This is a genomic window from Streptomyces sp. NPDC030838 (assembly GCF_055572035.1).
On the sequence record NZ_JBVIED010000005.1, the window covers coordinates 92,363 to 108,906 of the forward strand.

Annotated in this window: 12 protein-coding genes and 1 pseudogene; all 13 read left to right on the forward strand. The window is 72.7% G+C overall.

Going from position 1 to position 16,544, the window contains the following annotated elements:
- Positions 1–276: 276 nt before the first annotated feature.
- The 13 genes and pseudogenes from ACZ42A_RS15860 to ACZ42A_RS15920 all read left to right on the forward strand — a co-directional run bounded on the left by ACZ42A_RS15860 (position 277) and on the right by ACZ42A_RS15920 (position 16,486).
- Positions 277–1,371: a mechanosensitive ion channel family protein gene (locus ACZ42A_RS15860; protein ID WP_468527776.1), complete on the forward strand. Its 1,095-nt coding sequence runs from the start codon at positions 277–279 to the stop codon at positions 1,369–1,371.
- Positions 1,372–1,504: 133 nt separating this feature from the next.
- Positions 1,505–2,695, forward strand: a complete 1,191-nt coding sequence (locus tag ACZ42A_RS15865; protein ID WP_468527777.1) for an ROK family transcriptional regulator — start codon at positions 1,505–1,507, stop codon at positions 2,693–2,695.
- Between the two features lie 40 nt (positions 2,696–2,735).
- Entirely contained in the window at positions 2,736–4,058 is a 1,323-nt protein-coding gene (locus tag ACZ42A_RS15870; RefSeq protein WP_468527778.1) for an ABC transporter substrate-binding protein, read from the forward strand.
- Positions 4,059–4,064: 6 nt separating this feature from the next.
- Positions 4,065–5,009, forward strand: coding sequence for a carbohydrate ABC transporter permease (locus ACZ42A_RS15875; RefSeq protein ID WP_468527779.1), 945 nt, complete (start codon positions 4,065–4,067; stop codon positions 5,007–5,009).
- On the forward strand, positions 5,006–5,842 hold the full coding sequence (locus ACZ42A_RS15880; protein ID WP_468527780.1) for a carbohydrate ABC transporter permease: 837 nt from the start codon (positions 5,006–5,008) through the stop codon (positions 5,840–5,842). The genes ACZ42A_RS15875 and ACZ42A_RS15880 overlap by 4 nt, the downstream gene beginning before the upstream one ends.
- A gap of 6 nt (positions 5,843–5,848) precedes the next feature.
- Entirely contained in the window at positions 5,849–7,117 is a 1,269-nt protein-coding gene (locus tag ACZ42A_RS15885; RefSeq protein ID WP_468527781.1) for a 6-phospho-beta-glucosidase, read from the forward strand.
- Positions 7,108–8,079 carry an N-acetylglucosamine kinase gene (locus tag ACZ42A_RS15890; RefSeq protein WP_468527782.1) on the forward strand — a complete coding sequence of 324 codons (972 nt, stop codon included), beginning with the start codon at positions 7,108–7,110 and terminating at the stop codon, positions 8,077–8,079. Before ACZ42A_RS15885 ends, ACZ42A_RS15890 begins: the two co-directional genes overlap by 10 nt.
- Positions 8,080–8,262: 183 nt before the next feature.
- Positions 8,263–9,648 carry a hypothetical protein gene (locus tag ACZ42A_RS15895; protein WP_468528090.1) on the forward strand — a complete coding sequence of 462 codons (1,386 nt, stop codon included), beginning with the start codon at positions 8,263–8,265 and terminating at the stop codon, positions 9,646–9,648.
- 14 nt (positions 9,649–9,662) lie between these two features.
- Positions 9,663–10,679 (forward strand): glutamate ABC transporter substrate-binding protein, encoded by a 1,017-nt coding sequence (locus ACZ42A_RS15900; RefSeq protein ID WP_468527783.1) that lies wholly within the window; start codon positions 9,663–9,665, stop codon positions 10,677–10,679.
- Between the two features lie 21 nt (positions 10,680–10,700).
- Positions 10,701–12,056: a hypothetical protein gene (locus ACZ42A_RS15905; protein ID WP_468527784.1), complete on the forward strand. Its 1,356-nt coding sequence runs from the start codon at positions 10,701–10,703 to the stop codon at positions 12,054–12,056.
- Positions 12,053–14,572, forward strand: coding sequence for a serine/threonine-protein kinase (locus ACZ42A_RS15910; RefSeq protein WP_468527785.1), 2,520 nt, complete (start codon positions 12,053–12,055; stop codon positions 14,570–14,572). Before ACZ42A_RS15905 ends, ACZ42A_RS15910 begins: the two co-directional genes overlap by 4 nt.
- A 12-nt stretch (positions 14,573–14,584) precedes the next feature.
- Positions 14,585–14,647, forward strand: a pseudogene (locus ACZ42A_RS15915) (hypothetical protein); the annotation flags it as partial.
- Between the two features lie 327 nt (positions 14,648–14,974).
- The gene (locus ACZ42A_RS15920; RefSeq protein WP_468528091.1) at positions 14,975–16,486 is read left to right on the forward strand and encodes a PP2C family protein-serine/threonine phosphatase; all 1,512 of its coding nucleotides are present in this window, start codon (positions 14,975–14,977) and stop codon (positions 16,484–16,486) included.
- Positions 16,487–16,544 lie beyond the last annotated feature (58 nt).

A 16,544-nucleotide genomic window follows, 5' to 3' on the forward strand; every position in this document is an offset into this window, starting at 1 on the left:
GGCTCGCGCCGGGACGATCTGCAGTCAGTCTCCCCTCATGCCTGGTGAACGCGCCACCATGTCCCGGTAACGGGCTGGGAGTGTTTTCGACCACATCTGATTCATCCCCCAGGTGGGGACCTGTTCAAGCCCAGGTGAGTCCGGTCTCTCCTTCACGAACCGGGCGGGTGCAGTCGGAATGCCCCGTTAGTGTGGTGGTTCTGCCCGTCCGGTGACCTTTCCGTGACCTGAGCCACTGCGCCGACGGCCAGACCGCTGCACCTGGAGGTACCCGCCGTGTCCCTGTCCGCCGTCCTACCGGCCGCCGGCTCCACGCCGTCGCCGTCGCCCTCGGAGACACCGGCCCCGAAGGTGCCCTCGCTCCAGGACGCCCAGGAGAGCGCGACCAACGCCGCGAGCTGGGTCGAGGAGAACTGGTCCACCTGGCTCGCGATCGGCCTGCGGGTGCTGCTGATCGTGGTGATCGCGGCGGTGCTGCGGGTGGTGGTGCGGCGGGCGATCACCAAGCTCATAGAGCGGATGAACCGCACCGCGCAGGCGGTGGACGGCACCGCGATCGGCGGCCTGCTGGTGAACGTCGAGCGCCGCCGGCAGCGCTCGCAGGCGATCGGCTCGGTGCTGCGCTCGGTGGCGAGCTTCCTGATCCTCGGCACCGCGGGCCTGATGGTCCTCGGCACCTTCGAGATCAACCTCGCCCCGCTGCTGGCGTCGGCGGGTGTCGCGGGCGTGGCGATCGGTTTCGGCGCCCGCAACCTGGTCACGGACTTCCTGTCCGGCGTGTTCATGATCCTGGAGGACCAGTACGGCGTCGGCGACCAGATCGACGTGGGCGTCGCCTCCGGCGAGGTCATCGAGGTCGGCCTCCGGGTGACCAAGCTGCGCGGCGACAACGGCGAGATCTGGTACGTCCGCAACGGCGAGGTCAAGCGGGTCGGCAACCTCTCCCAGGGCTGGGCCACCGCGGGCGTGGACGTCACCGTCCGCCCGTCGGAGGACCTCGACCACGTGAAGGCGGTCCTCACCCAGGTCGGCGACACGATGAGCAAGGAAGAGCCCTGGAACGAGATGCTGTGGGGCCCGGTGGAGATCCTGGGCCTGGACAGCGTCCTGCTGGACTCGATGGTCGTACGGCTGTCGGCGAAGACGATGCCCGGCAAGTCCCTCACGATCGAGCGCGAGCTGCGCTGGCGCATCAAGCGGGCCTTCGACGCGGAGGGCATCCGGATCGTCGGCGGTCTGCCCGCTCAGGCCGACACCGACCCGGAGGCCGACCCGACGGCGGGCATGGCGGCCCCGTCGGCGTACGCCAGCACGACCTCGCCGCAGTCGGCGGCGGCCTCGCCGCTGACCCCGCCCAGCGTCACGAAGTAGCGAGCGCACCCCGAGGGGCCCTTTCGAGGGCCCCTCTCCTCTTGACGGCCCCTTCACGCCAGGGCTAGCTTCCCCTCACCACGCGATAGGAAACTTTCCTAACAGTGGCCGGATCCGACCGGAGAGGGAGACGATGGCAGGCACCCCTCGCGTCCTGCGCGCCATGAACGACCGCGCGGCCCTGGACCTCCTCCTGGAGCACGGCACCCTGTCGCGCACCCGGATCGGCAAGCTCACCGGGCTGTCCAAGCCGACCGCCTCCCAGCTCCTCGCCCGTCTGGAGGCCGCCGGACTCGTCCAGGCGACCGGCACCAGCGAGGGCCGCCCCGGCCCCAACGCCCAGCTGTACGCCCTCAACCCGGCCGCCGCCCACGCCGCCGGCCTCGACGTCACCCCCGAGCGCATCCGCGCCGCCGTCGCCGACATCACCGGCCGCACGGTCGGCACGTACGAGGTCCCTGGAAAGCGGCCGAACCGCCCCGTGGTCCAGCAGGTCACGGAGGCGCTGGACGGAGCCGTGAAGGCGGCCGGGCTCACGCGGGACGACATCCACCGGCTGGTGATCGCCACCCCCGGCGCCTTCGACCCCAATACCGGCCGGCTGCGCTACGCCTCCCACCTGCCCGGCTGGCACTCCCCCACGCTGCTCGGCGAACTCGCCGCCGCGCTGCCGATGCCGGTCGAGTACGAGAACGACGTCAACCTCGTCGCCGTCGCCGAGCAGCGGCTCGGCGCCGCCCGCGGCCACGAGGACTTCGTCCTGCTGTGGAACCAGGAGGGCCTCGGCGCCGCCCTGGTGCTCGGCGGCCGGCTGCACCGCGGCTGGACCGGGGGCGCCGGCGAGGTCGGCTTCCTGCCGGTGCCGGGCACCCCTCTGGTCCGCCAGGTCACCAAGGCCAACAGCGGCGGCTACCAGGAGCTGGCCGGCTCCCAGGTGCTCCCGGGGCTGGCCCGCGAGACCGGCCTGACCGACCTCCCGACGGGCTCCCACGCCGAGGTCGCCGCCGCCCTGCTGGCCCGCGCCGCCCAGCACACCGACGACGAGCGCCACCAGCGGCTGCTGCGGGCGTACGCGACCCGACTCGCCACCGGTCTCGCCTCCCTGGTCTCCGTCCTCGACCCGGAGCTCGTCGTCCTCAGCGGCACCGCCCTCACCGCCGGCGGGGAGCCGCTGCGCGCCCTGGTCCAGGCCGAGCTGGCGGAGCTGGCGGCGGCCCGGCCCCGGCTGGTCGTCGGTGACATCACCGAACACCCCGTGCTGCGCGGCGCGCTGGAGAGCGCGCTCGCGACCACCCGCGACGAGGTCTTCGACACCTCCCGCTGAACCGCCTCCCCCTCCACCCTCGTCCCAGGGAGATTTCGCCATGCCCGGAATACCCAGAAAGGCCCTGGTCGCCCTCACCCTGCTCGCCACGGCCGCCTGCACCGGCCAGTCCCGGACCGACGCCACGGACGACCCGAACGCCGAGACGACCATCACCTTCTGGCACGGCTGGAGCGCGCCCGCCGAGGTCAGGGCGGTCCAGGAGAACGTCGACCGCTTCGAGAAGGCGCACCCGAACATCAAGGTGAAGGTCGTCGGCAACATCAACGACGACAAGCTCAACCAGGCGCTGCGCGCGGGCGGTTCGAACGGCCCCGACGTGGTGTCCTCCTTCACCACCGCCAACATCGGCAAGTTCTGCTCCTCGGGCGCCTTCCTCGACCTGAAGCCCTTCATCGAGAAGTCGAAGCTCGACCTGGACGCGACGATCCCGAAGCCGATGCTGGACTACACCCAGTTCCAAGGCACCCGCTGCGCCCTGCCCCTGCTCGGCGACGCCTACGGTCTCTACTACAACAAGGACGCCTTCGAGGAGGCCGGCATCAAGGCCCCGCCGAGGACCTGGTCGGAGTTCGCCGAGGTGGCGAAGAAACTGACCAAGCCCAAGGGCGACGGCTACGAGCAGCTCGGCTTCATGCCGAACTACCACGGCTACGAGACGGTCGTCAGCCACTACATGTCCCAGTGGGACCACGCCTACTTCGACGCGGACGGCATGTCGAACATCGCCAGGGACCCGGCGTTCGCCGAGATGTTCACGTACCAGAAGAAGCTCGTCGACGACCTCGGCGGCTACGCGAAGCTGGAGAAGTACCGCAACACCTTCGGCGACGAGTGGGGTGCCAAGCACCCCTTCCACACCGGCCAGGTGGCCATGCAGCTCGACGGCGAGTGGCGGCTCGGCATGGCGAGGGACGCGGGCGTCGACTTCGAGATCGGCACGGCCCCGATGCCCGTCGCCGACGACGAGGCGGACGAGTACGGCAAGGGCTTCCTCTCCGGCACGATCATGGGCATCGCCCCGCAGAGCGAGAAGAAGAACGCGGCCTGGGAGCTGGTGAAGTACATGACGACGGACACCGAGGCCGTCGTCTCCTTCGCCAACGCCATCCGCAACGTGCCCTCCACGTTCGAGGCCCTGAAGTCCCCCGGCCTGAAGACGGACCCGGCCTTCGAAACCTTCCTGAAGATCGCCCAGCACCCCGAGTCGAACACCCCGCCGGCCTCCGTGAACGGCTCGACGTACCACACGACGCTCCAGGACTTCGGCTACCAGTACGAGTCCGGCAGGGTGAAGGACCTCAAGGCCGGGCTCGAGAAGACGGCCGCGCAGATCGACCGCGACATCGAGCAGGCGAAGTAACCGCCGATGGCCACGCACACCCTGCGCGCGAAGCGCCGGCGCTCGGCGCTTCGCACCACCGCCTTCCTCTCCCCCTGGCTGATCGGCTTCGGCGTCTTCTTCGCCTATCCCCTGGTGTCCACCGCCTACTTCTCCCTGATGAAGTACGACGGCTTCGGCGTCCCGGAGTTCCGGGGCCTGGGCAACTGGGCGTACGTCTTCCAGGACTACCCGATGTTCTGGCCCGCGCTGCGCAACACCCTCTGGCTGGTGCTGGTGATGGTGACCTGCCGGGTGGTGTTCGGGCTCGGCGTCGGCCTGCTGGTCACGCGGATCAGGACCGGCGCGGGGGTCTTCCGCACCCTCTTCTACCTGCCCTACCTCGCCCCGCCCGTCGCCGCCACGCTGGCCTTCGTCTTCCTGCTCAACCCCGGTACCGGCCCGGTCAACTCCGTCCTCGAAGGCCTGGGCCTGCCCGCGCCGGGCTGGTTCACGGACGCCGCCTGGTCCAAGCCGGCGCTGACGATGCTGGCCCTGTGGGGCGTCGGCGACCTCATGGTGATCTTCATGGCCGCGCTGCTCGACGTACCGAGGGAGCAGTACGAGGCGGCGGAACTGGACGGCGCCTCGTCCTGGCAGCGCTTCCGGTACATCACCCTGCCGAACATCTCGCCGATCGTGGTGTTCGCCGTCGTCACGGGCGTGATCCAGGCGATGCAGTACTACACCCAGCCGCTGGTGGCGGGGAAGGTCGCCTCCGGTGTGATCGGCGGTTCCGGCCAGCAGTTCGAGCCGGGCTACCCGGACAAGTCGACCCTCACCCTCCCCCAGCTCGTCTACAACCTCGGCTTCCAGCGCTTCGACTACGGCTCCGCCTGCGTGGTCGCCCTGGTGCTGTTCGCGCTGTCCATGGCGTTCACCGCGCTGCTGATGCGCCGCCGGGGCGGACTGGTCCAGGCAGGTGACCGATGACCGCCCGGCGCCGGGGGCTGCTGGAGTGGATCGCGGTGCACTCCCTCGGACTGGCCGCCGCGCTCTTCTTCACCCTCCCCTTCGTCTTCGTCGTCCTGACCTCGCTGATGAGCGACCAGCAGGCCCTCACCCGCGACCTCGTCCCCGACACCTGGGAGTGGGACAACTACCGCAAGGTGTTCGACACCCCGGGCTTCCTGACCTGGTGGCGCAACACGCTGCTCTACGCCGGTCTGGGCACCGTCCTGACGGTCGTGTCGTCCATCCCGGTGGCCTACGCGCTCGCCAAGTTCCGCTTCCGCGGCCGAAGTCTGTCACTCCTTCTGGTGATCTCGATGATGATGCTGCCCCCGCAGGTCGTCGTGATCCCGATGTACCTGTTCTGGGCCAGGCAGCTCGACCTCTCCGGCACCCTGTGGCCGCTGATCATCCCGATGGCGTTCGGCGACGCGTTCTCGATCTTCCTCCTGCGGCAGTTCCTGACGACGATCCCGAACGAGTACCTGGACGCGGCGAAGGTCGACGGCTGCGGTGAACTGCGGACCCTGCTGCGTGTCGTTCTCCCCATGGCCAAACCGGGCATAGCCGCGGTGGCACTGTTCCAGTTCTTCTACGCCTGGAACGACTACTTCGGCCCGCAGATCTACGCCTCCGAGAACCCCGGCGCCTGGACCCTGTCCTACGGCCTGGAGTCGTTCAAGGGCGCGCACCACACCGACTGGAACCTCACCATGGCCGCGACCGTCCTGGTCATGGCCCCCGTGATCCTCGTGTTCTTCTTCGCCCAGAAGGCGTTCGTCGAGGGCGTCACGCTCACCGGAGTAAAGGGTTAGCAGCGTATGAAACTCACCGTGGTAGGCGGCGGTTCGACCTACACCCCCGAACTGGCCGACGGCTTCGCCCGGCTCAGGGACACCCTCCCCCTCGACGAACTGGTCCTGGTCGACCCGGCCGCCGACCGCCTGGAGCTGGTGGGCGGCCTGGCGCGCCGTATCCTCGGCCGGCAGGGCCACGGTGGCCGGATCGTCACCACCGCCGACCTCGACGCGGCCGTGGACGGCGCGGACGCGGTCCTGCTCCAGCTACGCGTCGGCGGCCAGGCGGCCCGCCGGCAGGACGAGACCTGGCCGCTGACCTGCGGCTGTATCGGCCAGGAGACCACCGGTGCGGGCGGCCTCGCCAAGGCGCTGCGCACCGTCCCGGTGGTCCTGGACATCGCCGAACGCGTCCGCCGGGCGAACCCCGACGCCTGGATCATCGACTTCACCAACCCGGTCGGCATCGTCACCCGCGCCCTCCTGCGGGCCGGTCACAAGGCGGTCGGGCTGTGCAACGTGGCGATCGGCCTCCAGCGGAAGTTCGCCGCGCTGCTGGACGTCGCCCCCGCCGCCGTCCACCTCGACCACGTGGGCCTCAACCACCTCACCTGGGAGACGGCCGTACGCCTGAACGGCCCCGAGGGCGAGGACGTGCTGCCCAAGCTGCTCGCCGACCACGGCGACACCATCGCCGAGGACCTGCGCCTGCCCCGCGCCCTCCTGGACCGCCTGGGCGTGGTCCCGTCGTACTACCTGCGCTACTACTACGCCCATGACGAGGTCGTACGAGAACTGCGCACCAAGCCGTCCCGGGCGGCGGAAGTCGCGGCCATGGAGCGCCAGTTGCTCGACCTGTACGCCGACCCGGCCCTGGACACGAAACCGGAGCTGCTCGCCCGGCGCGGCGGCGCCTACTACTCGGAGGCGGCGGTGGACCTGGCGGCGGCCCTGCTGACCGGGTCGGGCAGCCCGCACCAGGTCGTGAACACCTACAACCGGGGCACCCTGCCCTTCCTCCCCGACGACGCGGTGATCGAGGTACCGGCCGCGGTGAGCGCCGCCGACGGGCCCGCCCCGCTGCCCGTGCCCGCCGTCGACCCGCTCTACGCGGGCCTGATGGCGAACGTGACGGCGTACGAACACCTGGCGTTGGAAGCCGCCCTCCACGGCGGCCGGAACCGGGTCTTCCAGGCACTCCTCGCGCACCCCCTCGTCGGCCAGTACGACCACGCCGACGCCCTCACCGACCAGCTGATCGCACACAACCGGGAGCACCTGGCGTGGGCCTGACCGCACAAGTCCTCGCCATCGACGCGGGCAACAGCAAGACCGACGTCGCGGTCGTGGCGGCCGACGGCACCGTCCTGGCCACGGCCCGCGGCGGGGGATTCCGCCCGCCGGCCGTCGGCCTGGACCCGGCGCTCTCCGCCCTCGACCGCACGGTGCGCCGGGCGCTCGACACCGCGGGCGTCGCCACCGTCGCCCATGTCTCGGCCTGCCTCGCCAACGCCGACCTGCCCGTCGAGGAGGAGACCCTCACCACCGCCCTGCACGCGCGCGCGTGGGGCACCACCGTCGAGGTCCGCAACGACACCTTCGCCCTGCTGCGGGCCGGAGTCACCGAACCCCTCGGGGTGGCCGTCGTCTGCGGCGCCGGCATCAACTGCGTCGGCATGCGCCCCGACGGCCGTACCGCCCGCTTCCCCGCGCTCGGCCGCATCTCCGGGGACTGGGGCGGCGGTTGGGGCCTGTCCGAGGAGGCACTGTTCCACGCGGCCCGCGCGGAGGACGGCCGCGGCGCGCCCACACAGCTGGCCTCGGCCCTCCCCGCCCACTTCGGTCTCCCCACCATGTACGCCCTCATCGAGGCCCTGCACCTCGGCCGCGTCCCGGCCGCCCGCCGCCACGAACTGACCCCCGTCCTCTTCGCCACCGCCGCGGCCGGCGACCCCGTGGCCCGCTCCCTCGTCGACCGGCTCGCCGACGAGATCGTCACCATGGCGGTCGTCGCCCTCACCCGCCTCGACCTGCTCGCCGAGGAGACCCCCGTGGTCCTCGGCGGCAGCGTGCTGGCCGCCCGGCACCCGCGACTCGACTCGGGCGTCCGGACCCTGCTGTCCGAGCGGGCCCCCAAGGCGGTCCCCCGGGTCGTCACCGCGCCCCCCGTCCTGGGAGCGGCACTCCTCGGCCTGGACCGGACGGGCGCGCCGGCGGACGCGGGGGCCCGCCTGCAGGCCCACTTCGACGGCTGACCGGCGCGGGGCCGGCCCGGGACGGAGGGAACCGAACCACCCCCACCGGCGTATTCACTGCGGGGAGTAGTGCGACGTCGCACGCTGCGATCCGATCAAGATCCAGCCGAGGCCGGTGCGGATGCCGGTCCCGGCGGGGATACTTGCGGCGACAGATGACCATGGGGGAGGTCAAACGTGAGCGTGACGCACACGCCGAACGGCACCGCGGCACCACCGCCGTCCCCGGCGCCGGCCGTGCCCGCCCGCCGGACCGCCTTCGCCGAGGGCCTGGACCGGCTCCGCGCGGCCGCCACCACGGAACCCGGGCGGCTGCGCATCATCGGCGCCGTCCTCGCCCTCCTCGTCGTCGCCTTCGGCGCCGTCACCGCGTGGCAGACCACGGACCGGGCCTCCGCCGCCGACGACGTCCTCACCAACAGCCAGCCCCTCACCTCGGCCGCCGCCGACATCTACCGCTCCCTCGCGGACGCCAACACCGCCGCCTCCAGCGGCTTCCTCGCCGGCGGTCAGGAGACCAGGGCCAGCCGGGACCGCTACGAGAAGGGCATCCGCACCGCCGCCGCCAAACTGGTCACCGCGGCGAACAGCTCCGACCCGGACTCCGCCGCCGCCCGGACCATCGCCAAGCTCAACAGACTCCTGCCGGAGTACAAGGGCCTCATCGAACGCGCCCGCGCCAACAACCGCCAGGGCTACCCCCTCGGCGGCGCCTACCTGCGCTACGCGAACGACAAGATGCAGACGGAGATGCTCCCGGCCGCCGAGGATCTCTACACCTCCGAGAGCCGCCGCCTGCGCGCCGACTACGCCGACGCCACCCCCTACCCCTGGGCCGCCATGGCGCTCGGCGCCGCCGCCCTCGCCGCGCTCGCCTGGGCCCAGCACCGCACGTACCGCCGCACGAACCGGGTCCTGAACCACGGCCTGGTCGCCGCCACGGCCGCCACCACGGTCGTGCTGCTCTGGCTCGTCGTCGGCCACAGCGTCGCCCGCGCCGGACTGAACGACTCCTACGACCACGGCGTGCGCTCCCTGGACGTCCTGCACGACGCCCGCATCGCCTCCCTCAAGGCCCGCGGCAACGAGAATCTCACCCTGGTCAACCGCGGCGCCGAGACCGTCGAGGTCGAACCGGGCAAGTTCGCCGACAAGTTCGACGTGGCGTACCAGGCGTCGATGAAGGACCTCGCCCAGGGCCTCGCCGCGGCCGCCGACCTCGCCGACGACGCCGCGGGCGAGCAGCCGGTGCGGGCCGCCACCGGCAACATGGAGGTCTGGCAGGACCGCCACCGCAAGGCCCGCGACGCCGACGACGCCGGCGACTACCAGGCGGCCCTCGACCGGATCATCGGCCCGAAGAGCAAGCAGCCGACCGGCGAGTGCTTCGACAACGTCGACCGCGATCTCCAGACGGCCATCGCGCACGAGGAACGGGAGTTCGAGCAGGCGGCCGGCGACGGCCGGGACGCGATGACCGGTCTGGCGGCCGGCGCCGCGGTCCTCGCCGTGCTGGGCGCGGCCGGCGCGGTGCTGGGCATCGGCCGCAGGCTGTCGGAGTACCGGTGAAAGGGGGCGTGACGATGTACGCACGACGTGTGCGGACCCGCCTGAAGGGCTGGGGCGGCGTGGGCGCGATGGCGGTCGTCTGCGCCCTGGCGGTCGCCTTCGCCCTGCTGCTGCCGCACACCCAGGCGAACCGGGACGGCAGCACCGGCCTGGGCGGCCAGGGCGTCGCCGAGGGAACTCTCGCGAAGGCCGAGACGTGCGAGGACCCGGAGGACCAGAGCCTGCCCCCGTCCACCGCGGAGGGCAAGGCGATCACCGCCATCAAGCAGCGCGGCTATCTGTCGGTCGGCGTCGACCAGAACAGCTACCGCTGGGGCTATCGCAACCCCAACAGCACGGCGGAGACGGTCGAGCTGGAGGGCTTCGACATCGACCTCGCCCGCCGGATCGCCGAGGAGCTGCTCGGCTCCCCGGACCGCATCCGCTTCAAGGCGATCCCCACCAACCAGCGCGTCCCGGCGATCAAGAGCGGCCAGGTCGACATGGTGGTCCGCACGATGACCATCACCTGCGCCCGGCTGAAGGACGTCGCCTTCTCCGCCCCGTACTTCCTCACCGGCCAGCAGGTCCTGGCGCCCGCCTCCTCGCCGGTGAAGGGCTACGACGACACCCTCGCCGGCAAGAGGATCTGCTCGGCGACGGGTTCGACGGCGTACGAGAAGCTGGCGGCGGACCGGCGGACCGGCGATCTGCCCGCCTCCGCCGACATCTCCACCACCGTGCCCAACCAGCTCGACTGCCTGGTCCGGCTCCAACTCGGCCAGGTGGACGCGGTGGTGACGGACAGCGCGCTCGCCGCGAGCCAGGCCGCGCAGGATCCGACGGTGGAGCTGAAGGGCAAGCGCTTCACCACGGAGTACTACGGCGTGGCGATGAAGCAGGACGCCCCCGATCTGGTACGCCGGGTCAACCGGATACTGGAGGACTACCGCGAGGACGGCGGTTGGAAAGCGTCGTACGACCAGTGGCTGTCGCCGACGCTGGGTAGGGACTCCGAGTCGGCGACCCCGCCGACGCCGGATTACAAGTAACCAGCAAGCGAGAGGTGATCGATGGGCGTCACGGGAACCTCCGGTCCGGTCATGGACAGGGACGAGGTGGACCGTGCGCTGGCGCGGCTCGGCGCCGAGCACGAGGCCATAGAGACCTCGCTGTTCGCTCTGCAGGACCACGCGGGCCGCCGCCTGCTCGAAGGCGCCGAGCTGACCGGCGTCACCCGGGAGCGCTGGGCGGCCACGGAGGCGTCGATCACCCTGCTGTGGACGTACTTCGACGCCTACACGGACGCGCTGCGCACCGCCCGGGAGATCCGCGCCCGCCGCCGCTGGTCCAGCCGCGAGGACCTGGTGGAGCTGACCGAGCTGCTGCGCGGCGAGTCGGTCACGGTGGCCGGCGGCGCGACGGCCGTGGCCAACGCGCCGACCCTGCACGCCGGTCCGGGCCGGCTGAGCAGCCGTTTCTCGCTGTCCGCGCTCGTCGACCGGATGAACGAGCTGTACGCGGCCTCGCTGGACATGGTGGTGGCCGCCGACGCGGTCTGGTCCGCGCTGCCCGCCCGGATCGATTTACTCGCCGCCGAACTCCAGCGCACCCGCAGGCTCGCCCACTCCGTCGGCGTCCGCCCCGGCGAGCACCCGGCGGGCGACGACCTGGAGCGCATCACCCGCACCCTGACCAAGCTGCGCGAGCAGGTGGTGTCCGACCCGCTGGCCTTCTGGAAGCCCGCCGAGGGCAGTTCGGCGCCGGGCGGCGGCAAGCCGGACACCACGGTGTACGACCGGGAGGCGCGCGCCCTGGAGGAGGTGCGCCGGGAGATCGACGCCGTACTGACGGTCCGTCAGGATGCCGAACAGCGGCTGATCAAGCTGCGGGACGTGCTGTCCCGCGCGGACCGCACCCTCGCCGAGGCCCGTACCGCGCGCGGCGAGGTGCTCGCGAAGATCGCCGCCACCGAGGTGCCGGTCGTCAGCGGCCCGCCGACCGCGCTCCAGGAGCAGCTGGCGACCGCCGCCGAATATCGCAGACAGGCGCAGTGGCACCGCCTCTCCCCGCTCCTGGAGTCCCTGGAGCAGAAGGCGGAGGACGAACTGCTGCGCGCCCGTGAGTCGTTGACCGCGGTCACCGCGCCGCTCGCGGTCCGCGCGGAGCTGCGCGGCCGGCTCGACGCGTACAAGGCGAAGGTCGCCCGGCATGGCCTGGCGGAGGACCCGCTGCTGGTGGAGCGGTACGACGCGGCGCGCCGCATGCTGTGGAGCGCGCCCTGCGACCTGCGCGTCGCCGAGCAGGCGGTGCTGCGCTACCAGCAGGCGGTGGCCGAGCTGCTCGGTGCCCCGCGGGTGCCGGGGCAGGGCGGTCCCGAGGACCACCGGGGGGATTCCTCGGCACACAGGGGGGCTTCTTCGACATGAGTCAGGCACCGCGCACCTGCCAGCGCCCCGGCTGCGGCGGCACGTACGAGGACGTCGGCGGCGGCGAGCTGTATTGCGACACCTGCGGCCTCGCCCCGGTCGTCTCGGCGACCGGCATGGTCGGCTCGGCGCCCACCGGGGTGACGGGCGGCGGCAGGTCCTCGGCGGGCAGCGGCAGCGCCCGCTCCGGCAGCCGGGGCAGCTCGCGTACGTCGTCGCAGTCGTCGAAGTCCCGCCGCTCGGTGTCGGGACGTCTCTCGCGCTCCGTGTCGGGCCGGGCCACCAGCCGCTCGGTGTCGGTGCGCAGCTCGGGCTCCGCCTCCGCCTCCAGCGGCCGGGGGCGGCTCGGCGCGGGGCTGGTCCAGGTCCCGCAGGTGCCGCGGCCGGACCCGCGCGCGATGGTGCTGGCCAACCCGGAGGTGCCGGAGCGCAAGCGGTTCTGCTCCCGCTCGGACTGCGGGGCGCCGGTGGGCCGCGCGCGGGGTGACCGCCCCGGCCGGACGGAGGGCTTCTGCACCAAGTGCGGCCACCCGTACTCGTTCGTCCCGAAGCTGCGGGCGGGCGACATCGTGCACGGCCAGTACGAGGTGGCGGGCTGCCTCGCGCACGGCGGCCTGGGCTGGATCTACCTCGCCGTGGATCGCGCGGTCTCCGACCGCTGGGTGGTGCTCAAGGGCCTGCTCGACACCGGCGACCAGGACGCGATGGCCGCGGCGATCTCCGAGCGGCGGTTCCTCGCGGAGATCGAGCACGCCAACATCGTGCGGATCTACAACTTCGTCGAACACCTGGACCAGCGCACCGGTTCCCTCGACGGCTACATCGTCATGGAGTACGTCGGCGGCAAGTCCCTCAAGGAGATCGCCAACGCCCGCCGCACCCCCGACGGGCGCCGCGACCCGCTGCCGGTGGAGCAGGCCTGCGCGTACGGCATCGAGGCCCTGGAGGCACTCGGCCACCTGCACAGCCGCAACCTGCTCTACTGCGACTTCAAGGTCGACAACGCCATCCAGACCGAGGACCAGCTCAAGCTGATCGACATGGGCGCGGTGCGCCGCATGGACGACGACGAGTCCGCGATCTACGGCACGGTCGGCTACCAGGCGCCGGAGGTCGCCGACGTCGGCCCGTCGGTGGCGTCCGACCTGTACACGGTGGGCCGCACGCTGGCCGTCCTCACCTTCGACTTCCAGGGCTACACCAACGTCTACGTCGACTCCCTGCCCGACCCCCACACCATCGAGGTCTTCCAGGAGTACGAGTCGTTCTACCGCCTGCTGGTCCGCGCCACCGACCCCGACCCGGCCCGCAGGTTCGCCTCCGCGCAGGAGATGGCGGAGCAGCTGACCGGCGTTCTGCGCGAGGTCGTCTCCCTCCAGACGGGCCGGGCCCGCCCGGCGCTGTCGACGCTGTTCGGGCCGGAACTGCGGGTCACGGACACGGAGTTGTTCCCGACGCTGGACGGTGAGGTGTCGCGGCTGGGGGCGCGGACGGTGCGTGCGGGGAGCGCGGGGCGCGGGGCGGGCGCCGTCACGTCCGCCGCTCCCCCACTCCCCGGCTCGACGGCTTCCCTGGTCAAACCGGTGCGGACCGGTGCCGCCGCGCTCGCCCTGCCGATCCCGCACGTCGACCCGGGCGACCCCAACGCCGGTTTCCTGGCGGGTCTGCTGACCTCGGCCCCGACGGAGCTGATCGCCGCCCTCACCGCCGTACCGGCACAGTCGACGGAGACCCGGCTGCGACAGGTGCGCGCCTGGCTGGAGAACGGCGACACGGCGACCGCGCACACCGTCCTGACGGCGCTGGAGGACGAACGCCCCGACGACTGGCGGGTGGTCTGGTACCGGGGCGTGGCCGCGCTGGCGACCGGCGACCACGAGGGCGCCGCGCTCGCCTTCGACGCGATCTACGACGCGTTCCCCGGCGAGACGGCGCCCAAGCTCGCGCTCGGGCTGTGCGCGGAGGTGCTGGGCCAGTTGGACAACGCCGCCGAGTACTACCGCCTGGTGTGGTCGACCGACCCGAGCTGCGTGAGCGCGGCCTTCGGACTGGCCCGCGTACAGCTCGCCACGGGCGACCGGCGGTCCGCCGTACGGACGTTGGAGTCCGTCCCGGAGGCCTCCATCCACTACACGGCCGCCCGCGTGGCCGCCGTCCGGGCCCGGCTGCGACAGCGCGCCGCCACCGCCTCCGACGTACCCTTCCTGGAGGATCTGACCGCGGCCGCCGGCCAGGTCGAGGCGCTCGACGCCTACGGTCTGGACCCGACGCGGCGCGAGCAGTTGGCCACGGAAGTGCTCGGCAGTGCCCTGGACTGGATACTCTCCGGTGGCCAGGGTTCCGTCCCTCCTGCCGCCGGGGGACGGACGCTGCTCGGCAGCGGCCTGGACGAACGGGGCCTGCGTTTCGGCCTGGAGCGTTCGTACCGCACGCTGGCCCGGCTGGCGCGGGGCGGCGAGGAGAGGATCGACCTGGTGGAACGTGCCAATCGTTACCGCCCCCGGACGTGGGTGTAGTTGATGTCGCAGATGCCGCCCCGGCAGGCAGCCCTGGCGCAGTGCCCGAGCTGCGCGGAACCGCTGGAAGAGGGGGACCGTTTCTGCGGTGCCTGCGGATACGACCTGTCGGCCGTACCGCCCCACCCGCAGCAAGCCCCGACGCCCACCGCGTACGGCCACCCTGTGCCACCTGCCGACGGCCCGATGCCCGGCGCCTACGGCCCTGCGCGGCCCGCCGGCGACCCGACGCTGCCTGCCGGTGGCCCACCGCCGACTGCCGGCAGCGCCGCGCCCGCGGCCAACGGCCCTGTGCCGCCTGCCCACGGCCACACGCCGGCTGCTCACGGCCCCACGTCGGCTGTCGGCGGGCCCACGCCGGCTGCCCACGGCCCCACGTCCGCTGTCGGCGGGCCCACGCCGATGGCCGGCAGCCCCACGCAACCGGCCAACAGCTCAACGCCGCCCGCCAACGGGCCGACGCCGCCTGGCGGTGGTGCCGCCCCCGCCGCCAACAGCCTCACGCCGCCCGTCGGCAGCCCGGGCCCGGCGCCCGGCGTCACCGGCCCCACGCCCCCGCCGCCCCCGGTGAACGGCGCGGTGCCGCGGCCCGCCGGGCACGCCGAGTGGCCGAGCGGCGCGGCGCCCGACGGCTCCGGCACCGCGGGTGGGCCGTACGTCCCCGCGGACTTCCCGGCGAACCCGACGGCGGACCTCCGGGGCGTCGGGAGCCCGACCGGCTCCCCGCTGCCCCCGGTCACCCCACCGCCGCTCCCCGACGACCCGCGGACGCCGACCGCTCCGGAGGTTCCGAACACACCGGCCGCCCCGGGCGCGCCGGATGCCTTCGGTGCCACGGATGCCTTCGGCGCCACGGCGGCAGCCGACCCGCACGCCGACCCGGACCCCGGCGTCCGCTTCGACCGGCGTGCGTCCGGCGAGCCCGACGAGTACCCGCTCCAGGCCCCGGACCCGCGTGTCGCCGAGCGGGCCTCCGCCGTGCCGCCCGTCGGCAACCCCGCCAAGCTGTGTGTCGCCTGCCGCGCCGGCCGGGTCGACGACGACGGCTACTGCGAGAACTGCGGTCACGCCCAGCCCCGGGAACGCGACCACATGGAACAGGAGTCCGGCCCGGTCGCCGCCGTCAGCGACCGCGGCCTGCGCCACCACCGCAACGAGGACGCGTTCGCCATCGGCACGACCACGCTGCCCGACGGCTCCCCCGCCGCCGTGGCGATCGTCTGCGACGGCGTCTCCTCGGCGACCCGCCCGGACGACGCCTCGCTCGCCGCGTCCCAGGCGGCCGGCGCCGCGCTGCTCGCCGCGCTGCCGCTCGGCACCCACCCGCAGCAGGCCATGCACGAGGCGATCGTCGCCGCGTCCCAGGCGGTCAACTCCCTGGCCGAGGAGCCCGCCACGGCCCGCGAGCACGCCCCGCACCAGAACGCCCCGGCCTGCACCCTGGTCGGCGCGGTGGTCACCGCCGGTCTGCTGGTGGTCGGCTGGGTCGGCGACAGCCGCGCCTACTGGGTGCCGCTGGACCGCAGCGCCCCGGCGGCCCGGCTCACCGAGGACGACTCCTGGGCGGCGCAGATGGTCGCCGCGGGCCTGATGAACGAGGCCGAGGCCTACGCCGACGAACGCGCCCACGCGATCACCGGCTGGCTCGGCGCGGACGCCTACGAACTCGAGCCGCACACCGCGTCCTTCAAGCCGGACCGGCCGGGTGTGGTCGTTGTCTGCACGGACGGCCTGTGGAACTACGCGGAGGCCGCCGAGGAGATGGCCGGCGTCCTCCCCCTCGACGCCGCCGTACGCCCGCTGCACAGCGCCCGCGTCCTGGTCGGACACGCGCTCGACGGCGGGGGCCACGACAACGTAACAGTGGCCGTCCTGCCGTTCCCGGCCCCGCCGCAGGGGGCAGGATCCGCCTGAGGCCTGAGCACGACGGGGAAGCCTCGACGGACCGGAGGGGACCGGTCCGGCCATAGTC